This is a genomic window from Marinobacterium sp. xm-a-152, from assembly GCF_013282965.1.
In the GTDB taxonomy this organism is placed as follows: Bacteria; Pseudomonadota; Gammaproteobacteria; order Pseudomonadales; family Balneatricaceae; genus Marinobacterium_E.
The window spans coordinates 277834-296891 of sequence record NZ_WBYI01000002.1 but is presented as its reverse complement, the minus strand read 5'-3'; the positions used below and the strand labels follow the sequence as shown (position 1 = coordinate 296891).

Genomic DNA, 19058 nt, shown 5'->3' with positions numbered 1-19058 from the left:
CACTGTAGGCGAGGGTATCCCCATCGACATCAGAGCCGCTGACGGTAATCTCAACCGCGGTATCTTCAGCGGTGGTTACAGACTGACTGGTCGCTACAACCGGTGCGTCGTTGACGTTAGCGATGGCAGAACTCGCAGCGCTGGTAAAGGTGGTCTCACCGCCTAATGCATCGGTGGTGGTAGCGACGACACGCAGATACTTACCGACCTGGCTCTGATCTGAAGCGATGGCGTAGCTGGCGTTGGTCTCACTGCCCAGATTGGTCCAATTGGTACTGCCGTTATCTGAGATCTGCCACTGGTAGGTTGTGGATGTAATCGTGCCGTCAACATCGACAAGGTCAGCAAACGAGGCTGAGACCGTTCCACCTTCTTCTGCGCTTCCGGTAACGCTTAATGTCCCCGTCGCTTCATCTTCGACAGCCGTGACCGTGAGGTTGATGGTCTGAGTATCCGAACCTCCGTTACCGTCGCTGACAGTCACAATAAAACTATCGGTACCCACGTAGTTTCCAGTCGGGGTATAGCTAAACACACCTTCGCTGGTTTCAGTAACAGAGCCGTGTGTTGGATCAGTCGTAACACTGTAGGCTAGGGTATCGCCATCGACATCAGAGCCACTGACGGTAATCGAGACGGCGGTATCTTCAGCGGTGGTAATACTTTGAGTAGTTGCGACGACCGGAGCGTCGTTCACATTCGCGATGGCGGTACTTGCGGCACTGGTAAAGGTGGTCTCACCGCCGAGGGCATCGGTGGTCGTGGCGACGACGCGAAGGTACTTGCCGACCTGGCTCTGGTCTGAGGCGATGGCGTAGCTGGCGTTGGTCTCACTGCCCAGATTGGTCCAATTGGTACTGCCATTATCTGAGATCTGCCACTGGTAGGTTGTGGATGTAATCGTACCGTCGACATCGACAAGGTCAGCAAACGAGGCTGATACCGTTGCGCCTTCTTCGGCGGTTCCGATAACGCTGAGCGTTCCGGTAGCGGCTTCATCTTTATTTAATATCGAGATTAGCTCCTCGACTACTAAGCGAAGTCCGTAACTTCCTTCAATCAGAATAAATACTGACTCTCTATTTGCCGCTTCATAGTTTAGGCCTGCTGATCCCACATAAACTTCCCCGTTTTGATCAATGGAAAATCGGTCAGAGGTGTCTAATGTTTCGCCAGATAAGTCGGTAACGAGTGAAAATGTGAGCTGATTGGTAGTACTATTGAGTGCAGTTGCTTGCAGGCCGGTTGAGACTCCGGTGGCTGCAAGCTTGTAAACCTGGTTGCTCAGTAAATTACTATCAGCGTAGCTAAGCTGAAGTAAATTTCGCTCTACATCATTAAAAATAAACGCTTCGATACCGGTAAATAAATCAGGAGTGCCGCTTAATAGGACCTGGCTCCCCGTTGTAGATAGCGTGTAGTTGTAAGATTCGCCATCGATAACAACTCGATCGTATCCGGCACCGCCGACGATTAGGTCTGTACCTGTCCCCCCTTCAAAAGTGTCATCTCCGATACCACCGATTAAAGTGTCATCTCCATCCTCTCCCTTGAGAAAAGATCCTAACGACGAAGCTTTCAGCACGTTAGCGGCATCATTGCCGGTTATTGTGTAGCTGCCGGTCTCGCTTGAAGTAAAATTTGTATCTGATTCCGAAAGTTCGTAGTCACCCGTGCTGTAAGTTGATGAGTCGACACTGTTATTGATAAACGTTTCGAAATCCGAGACATCAATAGCCTGACCATTATTGTCAAAAAACGACTCACCGGAAGATTGTTGAATCGTGATAAGTGTTGAGTCATCAATAAGGTTTGCAGCTAATGTAAACGTATATAACAAGCAGCCGTACTGGTCAGGCGTATATGTTAGACCGCTGAATGAGATGCCACTAATTGAGCCCGCAGATTCATTGACATCAACTAAATCAAATTCCGGATTTACGCTAATCGATAGTGAAGATGTGCTGATCGAGCTGCCATCGGTTTCAATATCTAGCGAAGTTTCAAAGCCGGATATCGAATTGAGGCTGCCGTTGTAGTAGACCGAAAAATGGTAGTACCCATTTATTAAGGTCGATGTAACGATAAATCGATTCATCTGCTACAGAATCCCATAGCTACCGTCTAAGTCGCCAACAATATAAGCAGTCAGGTTGGGTGATACATCCAAAAGCGAGTCCAGATATCCGAAGTCGTCAACCAACGAGTTATCGGCTGTAATCCCTGACAAATCGGCATTATCCTCGACAAAATGCAGTGTACCGATTGCTGAGTCGCTGCTGCCTGAAACAATCTGTTTTAGCAGCAACCAGGCGTCAAGAGCAGTGACCTCGCCGCTTTGATTGGCGTCTGCAGCGCTAATTTGTAGTGGACTGGTGAGTGTGTTCTCAGTGAGAGACCCATTTGCTATTTGAAGCGCGATGAGAGCATCCTTTGACGATATCGCTAAATCATAATTTGCTGCATAGAGTTGCCCCGACGACAGCTCGAACAGTCCTTGGTCGCCATCAAATGTAAGGTTGCCATTAATGGTACTGATAGCACCTTCCTGGTAGATATCGTCGGGTAGAAGTATTTCATTCCCAAGTGTACCGCCCGTAAATGTAGGCATCGTTGTTACGGATACACCGATAAATTCGATGCTGAACATCAATACAGGATCGGACCCTGTAAGTGTGCTTGCGGATACGCCTGCCAGGCTGAATTCCGATCCATTTCGACCATCAAGTAACAGCCAGTCGGAACTTGCAGAGGACTCGGTCACCTGAACTGAAATACCAGGCTCAACATTAAACCCGAAGTCAAAATTTTGTCCGATCTCTGAGGGCAAAGCATAAAAATCCAGGGACAACGTATCAGTCGCTGAATCAAACCGTATATTGCTGAAGTTACTATTTCCGGCATTTGTGATGGGTAGCTGTGATTTTATTACGCCTAACGATAAATCTAGGGTATCGCCATTCCAATAATTAAGCGTACCGGACATAGCGGGCGAGTCGTCGTCTTTTATTACGACAGACGCCTTTGAGGAGGAATTACTGAAGCTCCCTACATTGGCACTTAAGGTAACTTCAAGTGCTTCGGTATTTTCGATTGTTGAGTCGTCGTTGAGGTTTAAAGTGAACGTTTTGAACTGTTCTCCACGCGCAAAACTTAAGGTACCGGTCGGTAATGTGCCGCCAACAAAATCGCTGGCCGCTACGGCATTTGTTCCTGTGCCGGCAATGGTCCAATCTAGCAGTATTGCCTCGCCAGCAACCTGATCCAGACTGACCGTAAAGGAAACTTCCTGTTCCCCTTCGTCTATCACACTGTCGATCGGTGTGACGGTAAAAGTGTTTGGATTATTGAAGTCGAGTGAAACGTCAAATGTAAGAACTTCACCGTCTACGGTCGCAGCTGCGCTAAAATCATAGGCGCCCGATAGCGTTGTGTCGGCTAGAGTAATACTCGCATCGCCACTGACAATCGTCAGTGTGCCGTCTAAAATGATGCTTTCATCTGATGAGCACACCAATCGCACTGCAGACGTGATAGACGAACTTGGCGTCTGATTATAATTTACGCTAAAGCTGTGATTATCGGCCGATACAATTGCCAGCTCTGGGTGGTAAATATTCGGATTTTGTACCACTAGTGTGTCGTCAATAACAACGGCAATAAGACCGCCGGCATTGTAATCCACATCCGTTGATTGCATTTGGTAGGTCAAATCTCGCCCTGCATCGAAATTAGCACTTACTGACCCTAATTCAATCTGCTTACTTCCCTGCCAATCGACTGAGGTGAACGTGACCGCTCCTACGTCAGCCCCTGCGATCGTGCGTGCTGTGATCACTACATCAGTGGTCGGCGCTCCGCCCCAGAGATTTACATCGAGGTAGGCTGTACCGTTGCTTCTGAATACCTGATTGACAGCGAAACCTGTTCGCAAGATATCAAAGTTCTCTTGGCCAAAGGTAAAGTTATCGGGTGCAACAGTGGATCCATCGGTATCCAAGAGCGTAACAATGGGTTCAAAGAAATGGTTTGAGTAATGGCCGTCGCGATCGTATCCGATGATTAAATCATCACCGCTCTGTACAAGCCGGAAATAGCCATGACTGAAGGGTAGCTCTTCTGCAGGCCAAGTGGAGTAACCTAGATCCATGCTGGAACGATGAATATCAGTAAAATCGAGCAGATCGCCGCCGGCACCAGCAGCAAAATCAGTAATGATATTGGTCGAGTTTAGGAAGTCTGTGTAGGTGACCCTGAAGGTGTCGGTGCCAGCTCCGCCTGTCAAAATATTGAAACCTGTCCCGCCGTCCAGTAGATCATCGCCACTGTTCCCGAGAAGGGTATCATCGCCGTCACCGCCATAGAGGGTGTCGTTATCCGCGCCGCCATCCAGACTGTCGTTGCCGGCATCACCAAGGAGGGTGTCAGCCGCGAGGCCGCCAAGTAGGGTGTCTTCGCCGGCACCGCCATAGAGGGTATCGGTGCCTGCTTCGCCCTCTAGGCGATCATTACCGTCATCGCCGTAGAGGGTGTCACTGCCTTCGCCGCCATAGAGCAAATCGTCTTGGTTACCACCATACAGCCGGTCATCACCCGTTCCACCATAGAGGGTATCAAGGCCATCGTCACCATAAAGGTAGTCGTTATCGCCATCCCCGTAGAGGACGTCATCGCCACCGTTGCCGTAAAGGCTGTCATTACCAAGTCCACCATGGAGGGTATCGTCGCCGGCGGAAACGGTGGAGATATAGTCGGCTACAGACTTGCCGCCTGCAGTCCGGTCATTGAGGTCGCCATATAATTTATCGTTACCTTCGCCGCCTTCCAGGTTGTCGTCGCCGGTACCGCCGATCAATGTGTCAGTGGAATTACCCCCGATCAGTGTATCGTTACCACTGCCGCCTGATAGGAAAGCTGCAGGACCAAGAGCGGCTTCAATCCAATCGTTACCTTGCTCACCGGAACCCTCGGAGACACCAAGTAGGGTGTCATTACCCGAACCGCCTTGGAAGTCGATAGGATAAACGGTGGAGTCAGCTTGCATCTGAGCGCTGAGTTGAATCCAGTCATTCCCGGCACCAAGATCGTAAATGTTAGATGAAGTTGTCTTGTACTCGTCATAGAGGATGGCGTTGTTACCATCACTAGGTGCTTTTGTAGGCTCTAGGGTACGTTGGAAGTCGTTGTCGATAACAGAAACTGAAAGGCTCTCGCTTAAGCCGTCAAAGGCGCTGTCCGCACTTGCAAAGGTATGAAGTAGAGGTGCGTCGATATTGCCTTCAATGATCAGATCATCGACCGCACGGACCTCAAGTGTCTGCGGGACCCACCAGTTATCCGCGGTAAAGACGATTTGGCTGCCTGTACTGCTGCCGTTAACGATAATTTGTGAACCACCCTGGATGGTGACAGTGACTGGTGCCGTAGGTGCCTGACCTAGCACAATGCGATAGGTCAGCAGCGCACTGCTGTCTTCGTTCAGCGTGCCTAGGGTCTCAATATAGAAGAGCTTATCGCTCAGTACAGGGGTACTGTTGGTGCCGGCTAGTACGGTGGATGCGGTGACATTTTCCAGTACGGCAATGGTCTTGCCAATGTAGTTGTTAGTCCAACCGTCGCGGTCATATTGCACCAAGGTGTCGCTGCCGGACTGAATGAACTGGATATAGCCATGAGCGTATGCAAACTCAGCCCCGGCCCAGCTATTACCATAGCCAGCGTCAAGGTTGCCAGTATGTAGTTCTGAGAGGTCAATGATGTCTCCACCGATACCGGCGGTGAAATCAGTAATCGTATCGAAGATGGGGGCATCAGCGGCTTCGTCAAGGTTCGCTAGTGTGTAGATAAAGGAGTCGATACCGTCGCCACCGGTCAGTGTATCGATGCCTGCTTCGCCTTCCAGGCGATCATTGCCGGTACCACCGAGAAGGGTATCATCGCCGTCACCGCCATAGAGGGTGTCGTTATCCGCGCCGCCATCCAGACTGTCGTTGCCGGCATCACCAAGGAGGGTGTCAGCCGCGAGGCCGCCAAGTAGGGTGTCTTCGCCGGCACCGCCATAGAGGGTATCGGTGCCTGCTTCGCCCTCTAGGCGATCATTACCGTCATCGCCGTAGAGGGTGTCACTGCCTTCGCCGCCATAGAGCAAATCGTCTTGGTTACCACCATACAGCCGGTCATCACCCGTTCCACCATAGAGGGTATCAAGGCCATCGTCACCATAAAGGTAGTCGTTATCGCCATCCCCGTAGAGGACGTCATCGCCACCGTTGCCGTAAAGGCTGTCATTACCAAGTCCACCATGGAGGGTATCGTCGCCGGCGGAAACGGTGGAGATATAGTCGGCTACAGACTTGCCGCCTGCAGTCCAGTCATTGAGGTCGCCATATAATTTATCGTTACCTTCGCCGCCTTCCAGGTTGTCGTCGCCGGTACCGCCGATCAATGTGTCAGTGGAATTACCCCCGATCAGTGTATCGTTACCACTGCCGCCTGATAGGAAAGCTGCAGGACCAAGAGCGGCTTCAATCCAATCGTTACCTTGCTCACCGGAACCCTCGGAGACACCAAGTAGGGTGTCATTACCCGAACCGCCTTGGAAGTCGATAGGATAAACGGTGGAGTCAGCTTGCATCTGAGCGCTGAGTTGAATCCAGTCATTCCCGGCACCAAGATCGTAAATGTTAGATGAAGTTGTCTTGTACTCGTCATAGAGGATGGCGTTGTTACCATCACTAGGTGCTTTTGTAGGCTCTAGGGTACGTTGGAAGTCGTTGTCTATGATAAATATTGCAATACTTTCACTGGTGTTGAAAGTTGAATCCGCACTGCTCAGCGTGATACCGATCTGCGAGCTGATATCACCCTCAATTACAAGGTCATCAATTGTCGTAAAGGAGATAGTTTGTGGCTCAAACCAGTTTTCCGACGTGAAAGTAAAGGTTCTGGGGTCAGTCGATCCATCTTCCCAGCAAAGATCCGCAGGTAGGGTAACTGTTAGTACAACATCGTAATTGGGTGCTGAAGCTGTAGCTAAAACAAAATCGAAAGAGCTGGTAAGCCCTTCGGTGATTATCCAATTGGTTGATGATTGGTATGTGTATAAACTACTCACGTGGCTCGATCCAATAAGTCATAGCACAGGGTGGCGTTACCCCTCTTTCGGGTTTAAACCACTGGTACCGCCCAAAGCCTTTAAAAATATTACCATTCTAGTCTACAAATAGGTAATTGTAACTATATTCAATTCACCTTTAGCCTTCTTTTAAAAAATGCTATACTTAACTGTATATTTGAACAGTTAATGGTGTGCGGCTATGGGGTCAAAGAATCCAAAACTAGAACAATCTATCATTGCTGGTGAGGGTAGTGTGTTCGCTACTGCAAAGATCGCTGGGGGGCTTTTTAGCACTGAAGACAAAACAACCCTTGATGTTACTGAGTTCGCCTCACAAGCCCGCCAAATGGCCCAGAAGCTAAAATCCGGCGACAGTCAGCCACTGGTTGATAAACTCAGCTCTCAAGTTCACCTTCTAGATGTTTTGTTTACACGCACAATGCAGTTGGCAGTCAACCAGAACACACCTGAGCGAATGCTGGCGCTTATGGATATGGCACTCAAGGTTCAAAACAATACTCGTCGAACTGCAAGCACCATAAACGATCTCACTCATCCCAAAGTAGCCAATAACTATATCCGTACGGATACAGCTAATGTGGCTACCAACCAGCAAATCAACTATTCAGAAAAAAATCTGGAAAACGAACTAAACACTGGTGACATTCATGAGATGGACAGAAGAGGCTCGCGCAAAGCAAGCAGAGCAGATCAAATCGTGGAAACCTTGGTCGAAGTCGACAGGTCCTCAGACTGAAGAAGGCAAGTCTGCCAGTTCAATGAATGCCTTAAAAGCAGGCGCTCACAGTGCTGACATGCGTGATCTTGAAGCCATTTTAGAAGAGCTAACCGATTAGATAGCCTAACTATTACCTGTGCACTGGCGCAACATAACCTGTGCATCTATGCCCTCCTGTGCAATATATTTATGTATATTATTAATAGTATATGTAGATCATATTCAGGAAGGTGTAGTGGAAAGTTCTAACACTAAAGTGTTCAAAAGGTACCACCCACGGTTAGGAATGGTGGGTGCATATTTTCTTGCCCTTAGGGTTGTCGACTCGGAATGTATTGTGGAAGAGGAGCTGCATCTAGTTCAACGGCATCTTATCGAGGTCATGCTCAATTGGATAAAATCTGATTATCCTGATGTATACGAAGGGCTTGGGGATACTCCCGAACAAACATGGTTGTTTGACACTAATGTATGGTCAAAAATCAGTCCAGACCTAAGTGATATGGTCGATGCTGTCATTCTGTTACGGTCAGCGGGCTACACTAGTCTAAGGAATCTTATAGACGGTGCAGGTGAAATTTATGTATTTATTTCGATCATTTTTTTGGCTATCGAGAGTCAAACTTTTCTTAGCGGCAATGCAGCTAAACCATTATCACGTCAATGTGAGTCTGCTGCCCATAAGTGTGTCACAGCATTGGTGATGTTGAAGAGCGGCCCATTTGTAGACATCAGTTTTCATCAAGAAGAGCAGGCCCTTCTCCATTCTGCAGCAATGGAAGCCCTTGCTAATTCGAGATCCGAACAGGCTCGAAAAGGGGGGCAAGCCAGAGCGGCTATGCATCATGAGTTAAAGGATTACGCTATCGATCAATTTAACCAGTCCAAGTTTATCTCTATGAGGCAGGGCTCAATTCATCTAGCAAAGAAAGTAGTTGAGTATGACAAATCAAGATTTGGGGCACTGAAAACAAAAGATGTTGAGCGAAGGGTTTACACCTGGCTAAGGGAGGCTAATAAAGATCACTTGCTGTACAAAATATTTTAAGAACCATCCTTTTTGCTTAAAAAGTGTTCAGTTTGCTAGCACTCTGTATACCGTTTACTAGCTCGCTGCAAATATCTCTAGGTCAGTTTCCATGCGAACTTTTGATTTCCACATTTAAGGAGATCAACCCATGGAAAGTACTACGAAATTTAACCCATCAAATATTCGCCTATCTCAAAACTTCCGAGAGAACACAGGCGTAAAAAAACACCTAACTACCATACCTGTCCGAAAACCTGGTAAGCAGGATTTCGTTAGGGTTCACCCAAACCAAGAGTATCGCGTTGATACGGCTGTTATCGAGCTAAAAGAAGAGCGCGAGATCTACCTTCTCGCTCCTCATCTGCTACCAGAGCTCCCATCTGAATGGGTGGCTAAATCTTTAATTACCTACATAAACAGGCAGGGTGTTTTAGCACTCTGGCCAATAGGTCTTCCTAATGCAGAGGGCCGCACTAATAGTTGGAACGAGTCTGCTCGTGATGCCGCTCAGATCGCCCAAGATTATTGGGTGCGTGTGTCAGCGAATATGTCACTGGGGGCCTATGACACATTTACTGCATTAGGCGAGATCCCTCAGCCTGAATGGCCGGACCTTTCTTTTGAAGAGATCTTGAAGATTGCTTTCAAGGGTAGGTATATCGAAACAACTGATCATGCTGTTATTCGTGCCCTGCAAGGAGGTGAGCTATGAGCAAGCTTATGACTCCAATAAAGTCTATCTGGTTTGTTGATTTTGAGTTCATAGCAGTCGATGGCAATAATCCTGAGGTTGTCTGCCTAGTTGCTCATGAATACCTCTCTGGACGCACATTGCGCTACTGGCAGGATGAGCTCGCACAAATGGAAGCACCTCCTTACGACATAGGCAAAGACTCGGTCTTTGTCGCCTACTATGCATCCGCTGAGATGGGTTGCCATCTTGCACTAGGCTGGGAAATGCCAGAAAGGGTAGTAGACCTATACGTTGAGTTTAGGAACCTCACTAATGGCCTAGATACGCCCTGTGGAAGGGGTTTGATTGGTGCGCTTTCATATTATGGTCTGGATTCATTAGAGGGTTCTGAAAAGGATTCTATGCGTGAGCTAATTCTAGGTGGTGGCCCCTGGAGTGAATTCGAGCGCCGGCAAATTCTTGCGTATTGTGAGTCTGATGTTCAGGCACTGAAGCGACTATATCCTGTAATGGAGCAAGATTTAGAACCGCCTTATGCATACTTACGTGGCTCATATATGAAGTCCGTTGCTCGAATGGAGTTCAATGGGGTGCCTATAGATACAGAGTCTCTTGATCTTCTCAAAGGCTCTTGGGACTCAATACAAGATGCCCTTATTGAAAAAATTGCTGGTGATACGGGTATCTATGAAGGTCGCACGTTTAAACAGGATCGCTTTGCTCAGTTCCTAATCGATCGCGGGATACCTTGGCCTCGGCTACCTACTGGGAATCTTGATCTGAGCGATGACACGTTCAGGGATATGGCTAAGTCATACCCTGAAGTATCGCCACTCCGTGAGCTTAGATATCTGCTTTCCAAAATGCGATTGTCTGACTTGCCTGTTGGGAAAGATGGCAGGAATCGTTGCCTGCTCTCGCCTTTTAGTGCCCGAACAGGTCGCAACCAACCCAGCAACTCTCGGTTCATATTTGGGCCTTCTGTTTGGTTAAGAAGCCTTATCAAGCCTAAAGAGGGCTTCGGAATTGCTTACATCGACTGGTCACAGCAAGAATTCGGTATTGCTGCTGCTCTTTCTGGTGACAAGAAGATGAAGGCAGCCTATAAGTCTGGCGATCCATACCTTGCCTTTGCCAAGCAAGCTGGCGCCGTTCCTGAAAGTGCGACTAGGCAGAGTCACAAATCAGAACGAGACCAGTTTAAGGCGTGTGTTTTAGCTGTTCAGTATGGGATGGGTGCCGAATCATTGGCAGCTCGCATCAATCAGCCGGTTGTAAGGGCGAGGGAGTTGCTCAGACTTCACCGTGAAACCTACAGAGAGTTCTGGGCATGGTCAGATGCAGCTGTGGATCGAGCAATGCTTCGTAACCAGCTTCATACGGTTTTTGACTGGACTATCAACGTTGGTACTAACCCCAATCCCCGCTTTTTGAGGAACTTCCCTATGCAAGCAAACGGGGCTGAGATGCTACGGATGGCGATTAGCGTCATGCTTGATGAGGGTATCAAAGTATGTGCCCCCATTCATGATGCAGTCCTCATCGAAGCTCCACTGGATGAACTCGATGAAGTCATTAGCAAGGCTCAGGTCATCATGGCGGATGTCAGTGATTATATCTTGAGTGGATTCCGGCTGAGCTCGGACGTGGATGTTGTTAAATACCCTGAACGCTATACCGATGAACGCGGAGCTCATTTATGGGAGACCATTATTGGGCTAGCGGCTGACATCGAAGGCTGAGGGTAGCGGCATGTCGATTGATCCTAAACAGATTGCTTTACCGGATGGGCTTCGTCCAGAGTCATCTCCGCCTAAAGAGAAGGCTGTTGAGAAGGCCTCAAGGAAGCGAATCACGGGGCGTTTTCTGAGAGGGCCTATTTCTCTGGAGTGGCTCATGAAAGCTGGCCAGCAGTCTGGTCAGGCGCTTCATGTAGCTATAGCGATCTGGTTCTTGACTGGAGTAAAGAATACCAATTCTGTCCAGTTGTCGAATAAGTTGCTACGCGAGTTTGGGGTCGATCGATACTCTAAAAGACGGGCACTGAAACAACTTTCAAAAGCGAAGCTGATATCTGTAAAGCAAGGCCGAGGAAAAAGCCCTGTTGTAACAGTGTTGGAGTGCTCAGATGTCTGCTGAACAAATACTCCTGCCCCGCTTGATTAGGTTACGTGATGCTCCGTTTTACTTGGGCATGGACCGCAATAGGTTCAGTGCCGAAGTACGGCCATTTGTGACTGAAATAAAGATGGGGGTGCAAGGAGTGGCGTTCGACAGACTTGAACTAGACGCTTGGGCGGAGCAATATAAAGCTCGCAACGGGCGTCCTGGTCAACCGAAAGGAGAGGCCATATGGGACGTAAAAAAATACCCGGACTCATCAAAAGAGCCGGTGTCTGGCACATCGACAAGCAAATCTCAGGGCGGCGCATTTGCCGCAGCACTGGAACAGATCAACTTGTAGAGGCCGAAAAACTCCTAGCGCGAGTGATCGAAGAAGCTCGTCAGGCGGAAATATACGGTGTAAGACCCGAACGCTCATTTGAGCAAGCTGCGGCTAAGTATGTGTTGGAAAACACTCATAAGCGAAGCCTGAAGAACGACATCAGTCGTTTGAAACAGCTTATGCCGTGGATCGGCGATACATCGATCAGCCGTCTGAATCTGGGATCTCTGCAGCCGTGGATTGACCACAGGCGAGCAGAAGGTGCTGCCGCTGGCACCATAAACCACGGCCTAAAAGTCGTGCGTCGTATACTCAACCTTGCGGCACACGAATGGGTAGATGAGTATGGCCTGAGTTGGCTTCTGACGGCACCAAGAATCAAGTTGTTGCCAGATGTTGATAAGCGCCAGCCTTATCCACTGAGCTGGGATGAACAAGAGAAGTTGTTTGAGGCGTTACCAAAACACCTTAAGCAAATGGCATTGTTTACAGTGAATACGGGTTGTCGAGACGCTGAAGTCTGTAATCTCCGATGGGAGTGGGAAGTTCAGGTGCCTCAACTTAAAACTTCAGTATTTATTATCCCCAGCGAACACGTAAAGAACGGAGATGAACGTCTCATCGTTTTGAACGATGAGGCTAAAAGTGTTGTAGAGGAACAGCGCGGTTTGAGTAACACCTATGTGTTTCCATACCAAGATAGACCGGTACAACGCATGCTCAATGGGGCCTGGCTACGTGCTCGAAAGTCGGTTGGCTTAGATATGGTGAGGGTGCATGACCTTAAACATACCTTTGGCCGGAGGCTAAGAGCAGCAGGTGTGAGCTTTGAGGACCGACAGGATCTCTTAGGTCATCGCTCTGGTCGAATAACAACACATTATTCGGCGGCAGAACTAACGTCACTGATTGAGGCGGCAAACAAAGTCTGCTCTAAGAGTGACAAGCCGGATCTGGTCGTGATGAGAAGGTTGAGGCTAGTGGGGTAGGTCCCGCAAAAGTCCCGCAAGGGAGAAATAAAAAAGGCCCGCAATCTCTGCAAGCCTTTAATATTGGTGCCTCGAGGCGGAATCGAACCACCGACACGAGGATTTTCAATCCTCTGCTCTACCAACTGAGCTATCGAGGCAACTCATTGGAGGCGCGTATTAAACCGAGATCTGCTTTGGGTGTCAACAGTCTGATTTAAAAAATCTTTATTTAGTGGGTACGTAGCCTTCGGCTTTCTCGAAATCTTCTCCAGCGAAGAACTTTTGCATTTCGCCTTGTAAGAATTTGCGCGATTCTGCATCCATCATGTTGAGGTGCTTTTCATTGATCAACATGGTTTGGTGATCGGTCCACTCTTGCCATGCTTTTTTAGAGATGTTGTCGAACACATCTTGGCCGATTGGGCCGGGGTAGGGTGCGCGCTCTAGGCCTTCTAGTTCTTCTTGGTACTTACGACAAAATACGGTGCGTGACATTTAACTCTCCTTGTGTGCGGCGCTGAGTGTTTGAATCAGTGTTTTAACGGGCGCCGCTAAGCCAACTTCGCTGGGTTGTACGCTGTTATACCAGAGTGTGGTTCGCTCTTCCATGACGTGTTCGACTTGTAGGTCGTCTGCATTGATGACGACGGGTGTGATCTCTAGGTGGTAGTGCGAGAAGGTGTGTCTAAACGGCTCTAGGATCTCTAGGTTGTTTTGATCAACTGCCCAGTTTTTCTCTATGTCCCGTAGGTCTGTGACTTCCGGAAAACTCCACAGTCCACCCCATATGCCTGCCGCGGGCCGTTGTTCGAGAAGGAACTTCTCACCCTCTTTTATCAACAACATAAAGGTCTGTTTTGTGGGCTTATCTTTTTTGGGTTTTGATCCAGGAAAATCTGTAACGCGATCTGCTTTTAGAGCTGCACAGCCGGCGCTGATTGGGCAGTCTGCACAACGGGGTTTGGAGCGAGTGCAGAGTGTCGCTCCAAGATCCATCATCGCTTGGGTGTAGTCGGCATTACGGCTATTCGGGGTCAATGATTCTGCATGCTCCCAAAGTCTTTTAGCGACTTGGGTATTGCCGGGCCAACCTTCGACAGCAAAGTACCGTGCTAAGACGCGTTTTACATTGCCATCCAGAATGGCTGCTTTGGTGCCATAAGCAATGGAACTCACTGCGGCGGCGGTTGATCGTCCAACGCCGGGAAGTTGCTCGAGCAGATGAGGATCTTGCGGGAAGTTACCGTTAAACTCATTAACAACCATGTTGGCGGCTTTGTGCAGGTTTCTGGCGCGGGCGTAGTAACCCAGACCGGTCCAGTGATGCAAAACTTCATCAATTTGTGCTTTGGCTAAGGCTTCGACTGTAGGGAAGCGCTCCATAAACGCGTTGTAGTAAGGAATCACAGTCGCTACTTGGGTCTGCTGCAACATAATTTCAGAGATCCAAGTGTTGTAGGCGTTTTTATTCTGTTGCCAGGGGAGGTGTTTGCGACCGTGTTGATCAAACCATTTCAACAGGGTCGCAGAGAAGTGACTGTTATCCATTCGGTCTCTTTACTAATTACCGAACAGCCCCTTAATCAGAGATCCGGCGTCTTGGCTTTTCAGCTGTTCGCCCAATTTATCTTTAAGAGAGTCTTGTAGCTTCTCTTTGGCTTGCTGTTCGAGTGCTTCTTTTTTCTTGTCGATCTCTGCTTGTAGCTTCTCACCCGCTACTTTCTTCAGCATGTCACCAACAAAACGGGTATCCAGTTTGCAGAGTTTAACAGGGTCGGTATCGAATGTGCCTCTGCAATTGACGGGGATACGAGTGCCACGCAGTGCTGGATTGATGCCACAGCTCTTCTGGAATAGATCCTCTTTAATGGTAAGCCCCAGCGTGTAATCCAGTGACTGTTTGGGCAGGTTAACGGTCCCGTTGGCATCTAAGTTGGCGGCATCGACACTAGCTAGCAGTTCAGGATTGGTTACAACGCCATTTTTAATAATGAAATCGCTGCTCAGGTTAGCAATCGGGGTGGTTTTATCGACCTGATCAGGGTTGAAGCCGAACGAGGTGATGTTCTCGATCTTTTGGCAAAGCTCTTGTGCCATGTCGATCCCTTTGACTACTCCTTCATCAGCGGTCAGTGTCATTTTGCCATTCAGGTTTTCGATGAATGATTTAACGGATGTTCCTTTAGTGCTCAGCGTTCCTGCTAGGTCGACTTTGGCCGAGAGTATGGGGTCTTCCATAGCCAGTGCCATCAGTTGTTCTGCGGCAATGTCTTTAAATATTGGATTGACCGTTAAGGTTGGCGCTTTGTTATCTGCTCGAATCTCGGCAGTGGCATTTAAAGAGCCACCAAAAGCCTTAGCATCTAACTGATCGACGGTCAGCACGCCCCCTTTGGTTTTGGCGCTGAGTTTTATGTCAGATATGGTCTGCTTTTTCACGATAAGGGTATCGAGCGATAGCTGGTAAGAAGAGTTATCAGCAATGGGCAGTGATATCTCTATAGGATCTGTTGGCCAGCCTTTATCGGTAGAGTCACTATTCGCTTCAGTGTCGCTTGATGGGAGGTAGCGATCCAGATCGATGCTGTCCCCTGCTAAATTCACTTGCATGGCAAGGCTGTTCAGGTCGACGGTCGCTGACCCTTTAAAGCGACTTTCATCAAATCGTAGATCGATGTTTGAAAGAGTCAGAATCTGCTTCTCGGTATCGAATTGCAGAGCAGTTGTCAGATCGATGGCTAGATCGAGTTTGCCCTGGTCTTGATTGGGCATAGAGAGCATTAGCCCTCTGATTTGAATGCTGTCCGCTTCAACTTTGCCGCCCAACAGTGCTGGGATACTAATGACAGCTCGTGCGTTTTCGAGGGTCGCCTGTTGTTTTGAGTCGCTCGATTGCGCAGAGATATCGCTTAGCTCAATCGCAAGCGTTGGGTAGAGCGACCAACCGATCGGGCCATTTATTACCAGTTCAACGCTGGCTTTTTCTTTGGCTTGCTGCTCGATTTCGGCTTTATATTCGTTGGGATCAAACAGGTAGGCCATGTATCCTGCCAGTGCACCAACCATTAAAACAGCCAGCAAAAGTAGAGCGACGATTATTCGAATAGCGACTTTCATAGTGTGTTCCAAATTAGGGATTTACATTCAGTGTAGTCGAAAATTAAAAAAAGCCAGTTAATCTGCCGTTTCCAGCGCGATTTCGCTATACTTGCGCTTTGCGCATGACTAGCGGAGAGAAACATGGCTGCACGCACAGCAAACGTATCACGCGATACGCTAGAAACTCAGATCAGTGTTGAGATCAATTTGGACGGTACCGGCGAGTTTAAAGCCGATACTGGCGTCCCTTTTCTTGAGCACATGATGGACCAAATTTCGCGTCACGGCTTGATTGATATCAACGTCAAAGCGAATGGCGATACACACATCGATGATCACCACACAGTCGAAGATATCGGCATTACACTGGGCCAAGCGTTTAAGCAGGCAGTTGGTGATAAAAAAGGCATTCGTCGTTACGGCCACGCTTACGTGCCACTTGATGAGGCATTGTCACGTGTTGTAATCGACTTTTCAGGTCGTCCAGGTCTAGAGATGCACGTCGATTTCGTGCGTGGTTCTGTGGGTGGTTTTGATGTCGATCTGTTTGGCGAATTCTTCCACGGTTTTGTGAATCACGCGGGCGTTACGCTGCACATTGACAACCTGCGCGGTAAGAACACTCATCACCAAGCAGAGACTGTTTTCAAAGCCTTTGGCCGCGCTCTACGTATGGCATTGGAGTTTGACGATCGTGCTGCCGGCATGATGCCTTCAACTAAAGGGTGTCTATAAGTTATGAGCACGATTGCCGTTATTGATTACGGTATGGGTAACCTGCACTCGGTTGCCAAAGCGCTTGAACTGGTTTCCGACGACGGCACTCAGGTCGTGTTGACGGCTGATCCACAGAAGGTTCGCGATGCGGATCGCGTCCTTCTGCCAGGTGTTGGCGCTATTCGCGATTGTGTAGCAGAGATGCGCCGTCTTGGTGTGGATCAAGAGGTGAGCGAAGCGATCAGCTCTGGAAAGCCCTTCCTAGGTATCTGTGTGGGTTACCAAGCACTGACTAACTTCTCTGAAGAGAATGGCGGTGTGGAGTGTTTAGGCGAGTTTGAAGGCCGTGTTAACTTCTTTGGTAAAGATCTTAAAGACGACAATGGCGACAAGCTCAAAGTGCCGCACATGGGTTGGAATCAGGTTCAGCAGAGTATTGATCACCCACTTTGGCAGGGCATAGAAAACGACACACGTTTCTACTTTGTGCACAGCTACTACGTTAAGTTGGCGGAACAAGCATTGGTTGCCGGTACCGCAAATTACGGTGTCGACTTTGATGTGGCTTTGGCAAAAGACAATGTCTTTGCTACGCAGTTCCACCCAGAGAAGAGCTCGAAAGCGGGCCTTCAGCTTCTAAAGAATTTTGTAAATTGGAACGGCCAAGTTTAAGTCGTTCACCCATAGGAAAAGCTTCAATGTTAATTATCCCTGCGATTGATCTTAAAGACGGTAAATGTGTGCGCCTGCGTCAGGGCCGTATGGATGACTCAACCGTATTCTCTGACAACCCCGTTGATATGGCGGCAAAGTGGGTCGATGCGGGATGTCGACGTTTGCACCTTGTCGATTTGAATGGCGCGTTCGCAGGCGAGCCAGTCAATGGTGGTATCGTTCGTGAGATCGCTAAAGCATACCCTGATCTACCGATTCAGATCGGTGGCGGTATCCGTTCTGCAGAGACCATTGAAGCCTACCTAGATGCCGGCGTCTCTTACGTGATTATCGGTACTAAAGCGGTTAAAGAGCCTGAGTTTGTTACCGAGATGTGTAAAGCCTTCCCAGGCAAAATAATTGTGGGTCTTGATGCGCAAGATGGCCGCGTTGCGATTGATGGTTGGGCGGAAGTGACTGACGTCATGGCGGTTGATCTGGCTAAACGTTTCCGTGATGACGGTGTCTCTTCAATTGTCTACACCGATATCGCTCGTGACGGCATGATGCAGGGCGTTAACGTAGAGGCTACCGTTGATCTGGCGGTACAGGGCGGTATTCCTGTTGTCGCTTCAGGCGGTGTCACGAACATCGACGATATCCGTGCATTGGCGGAAGTGGCTGACCAAGGCATTTTGGGTGCGATTACTGGCCGAGCTATTTATGAAGGCACACTGGATGTGGCTGAAGCACAGGCTCTTAGCGATCAGCTGACGGCTAAGTAAGGATTTATAGATGGCACTAGCGAAGCGCATTATCCCTTGTCTGGACGTCGAAAACGGACGCGTCGTTAAAGGCGTTAAGTTCCTCGATATTCGTGATGCTGGTGATCCAGTTGAGGTCGCCCGTCGATACGACGAACAGGGGGCTGATGAGATCACCTTTTTGGATATCACAGCCAGCCATGAAGGCCGTGACACGATGGTGCATACGGTTGAGCGTATGGCGTCGCAAGTGTTTATCCCGTTGACCGTTGGCGGTGGTGTTCGTACCTGTGATGATATTCGTACGTTATTGAATGCTGGCGCTGATAAGGTCTCTATTAATACGGCGGCCGTATTTAACCCCGAGTTTGTCAAAGAGGCCGCGGATCGTTTTGGTAGCCAGTGTATTGTTGTGGCGATTGATGCGAAACGAGTCTCTGCTCCAGATGAAGAGGGCCGCTGGGAGATCTTTACCCACGGTGGTCGCAAGCCTACCGGCCTAGATGCTGTTGAATGGGCGCAAAAGATGGAAGAGCTTGGTGCGGGTGAGATTCTACTGACCTCCATGGACCAAGACGGTGTGAAAAGTGGTTATGACTTAGGCGTGACTCGCGCAGTGTCTGAAGCGGTGACCATTCCTGTCATCGCATCAGGTGGCGTTGGTAACCTAGATCATTTGGTTGATGGCTGTATTGAAGGCAAAGCCGACGCAGTGCTGGCCGCCTCTATTTTCCACTTTAACGAATACACAGTACCCGAAGCGAAAGCGTATATGCGCGAGCGCGGTATTGAAGTACGTCTTTAATCAATGGCAAAGGTAGGCATCG

General features: G+C 48.9%; 15 protein-coding genes and 1 tRNA gene. 10 read left to right on the top strand and 6 right to left on the bottom strand.

The genetic code is table 11. The features are described from left to right. Both XMA152_RS03040 and XMA152_RS12560 read right to left on the bottom strand, forming a co-directional pair. Positions 1-2098: S-layer family protein (locus XMA152_RS03040; protein ID WP_173482653.1), on the bottom strand; the 2098-nt coding region annotated here is incomplete at its 3' end. Positions 2099-2101: 3 nt separating this feature from the next. Beyond that, positions 2102-7114: a type I secretion C-terminal target domain-containing protein gene (locus XMA152_RS12560; RefSeq protein WP_173482652.1), complete on the bottom strand. Its 5013-nt coding sequence runs from the start codon at positions 7112-7114 to the stop codon at positions 2102-2104. A 202-nt stretch (positions 7115-7316) separates the two neighbouring features. On the opposite strand from XMA152_RS12560, the gene XMA152_RS03030 reads away from it, so the two are divergent. The 6 genes from XMA152_RS03030 to XMA152_RS03005 all read left to right on the top strand — a co-directional run bounded on the left by XMA152_RS03030 (position 7317) and on the right by XMA152_RS03005 (position 13015). After that, on the top strand, positions 7317-7874 hold the full coding sequence (locus XMA152_RS03030; protein WP_173482651.1) for a hypothetical protein: 558 nt from the start codon (positions 7317-7319) through the stop codon (positions 7872-7874). Between the two features lie 217 nt (positions 7875-8091). Then, entirely contained in the window at positions 8092-8904 is an 813-nt protein-coding gene (locus XMA152_RS03025; protein WP_173482650.1) for a hypothetical protein, read from the top strand. 130 nt (positions 8905-9034) lie between these two features. After that, positions 9035-9598: a hypothetical protein gene (locus tag XMA152_RS03020; RefSeq protein WP_173482649.1), complete on the top strand. Its 564-nt coding sequence runs from the start codon at positions 9035-9037 to the stop codon at positions 9596-9598. Continuing rightward, on the top strand, positions 9595-11322 hold the full coding sequence (locus XMA152_RS03015; RefSeq protein ID WP_217363980.1) for a DNA polymerase: 1728 nt from the start codon (positions 9595-9597) through the stop codon (positions 11320-11322). The genes XMA152_RS03020 and XMA152_RS03015 overlap by 4 nt, the downstream gene beginning before the upstream one ends. A gap of 10 nt (positions 11323-11332) precedes the next feature. Continuing rightward, on the top strand, positions 11333-11719 hold the full coding sequence (locus XMA152_RS03010; protein WP_173482648.1) for a GntR family transcriptional regulator: 387 nt from the start codon (positions 11333-11335) through the stop codon (positions 11717-11719). A gap of 213 nt (positions 11720-11932) precedes the next feature. After that, complete coding sequence (locus XMA152_RS03005; protein ID WP_173482647.1) at positions 11933-13015, top strand: site-specific integrase; 1083 nt, start codon at positions 11933-11935, stop codon at positions 13013-13015. A 64-nt stretch (positions 13016-13079) separates the two neighbouring features. Here XMA152_RS03005 and XMA152_RS03000 read toward each other — a convergent pair. The 4 genes from XMA152_RS03000 to XMA152_RS02985 form a co-directional block, all read right to left on the bottom strand. Then, positions 13080-13155, bottom strand: a tRNA-Phe gene (locus tag XMA152_RS03000). A 67-nt stretch (positions 13156-13222) separates the two neighbouring features. Then, on the bottom strand, positions 13223-13492 hold the full coding sequence (locus XMA152_RS02995; RefSeq protein ID WP_173481822.1) for an oxidative damage protection protein: 270 nt from the start codon (positions 13490-13492) through the stop codon (positions 13223-13225). Then, a complete protein-coding gene (mutY, locus tag XMA152_RS02990) occupies positions 13493-14545 on the bottom strand; it encodes an A/G-specific adenine glycosylase (RefSeq protein WP_173482646.1) in 1053 nt (350 codons plus the stop codon). It lies immediately after the preceding gene. Between the two features lie 12 nt (positions 14546-14557). After that, positions 14558-16114: an AsmA family protein gene (locus XMA152_RS02985; RefSeq protein WP_173482645.1), complete on the bottom strand. Its 1557-nt coding sequence runs from the start codon at positions 16112-16114 to the stop codon at positions 14558-14560. 123 nt (positions 16115-16237) lie between these two features. Here XMA152_RS02985 and hisB point away from each other — a divergent pair, with 123 nt between their 5' ends. From hisB to hisF, 4 genes are read left to right on the top strand one after another with little or no spacing between them, the layout of a single operon-like run. Then, a complete protein-coding gene (gene hisB, locus XMA152_RS02980; protein WP_173481825.1) occupies positions 16238-16831 on the top strand; it encodes an imidazoleglycerol-phosphate dehydratase HisB in 594 nt (197 codons plus the stop codon). Between the two features lie 3 nt (positions 16832-16834). Continuing rightward, complete coding sequence (hisH, locus tag XMA152_RS02975; RefSeq protein ID WP_173482644.1) at positions 16835-17485, top strand: imidazole glycerol phosphate synthase subunit HisH; 651 nt, start codon at positions 16835-16837, stop codon at positions 17483-17485. 26 nt (positions 17486-17511) lie between these two features. Further along, the gene (gene hisA, locus XMA152_RS02970) at positions 17512-18252 is read left to right on the top strand and encodes a 1-(5-phosphoribosyl)-5-[(5-phosphoribosylamino)methylideneamino]imidazole-4-carboxamide isomerase (protein WP_173482643.1); all 741 of its coding nucleotides are present in this window, start codon (positions 17512-17514) and stop codon (positions 18250-18252) included. 10 nt (positions 18253-18262) lie between these two features. Beyond that, positions 18263-19036 carry an imidazole glycerol phosphate synthase subunit HisF gene (gene hisF, locus XMA152_RS02965; protein WP_173481828.1) on the top strand — a complete coding sequence of 258 codons (774 nt, stop codon included), beginning with the start codon at positions 18263-18265 and terminating at the stop codon, positions 19034-19036. Positions 19037-19058 lie beyond the last annotated feature (22 nt).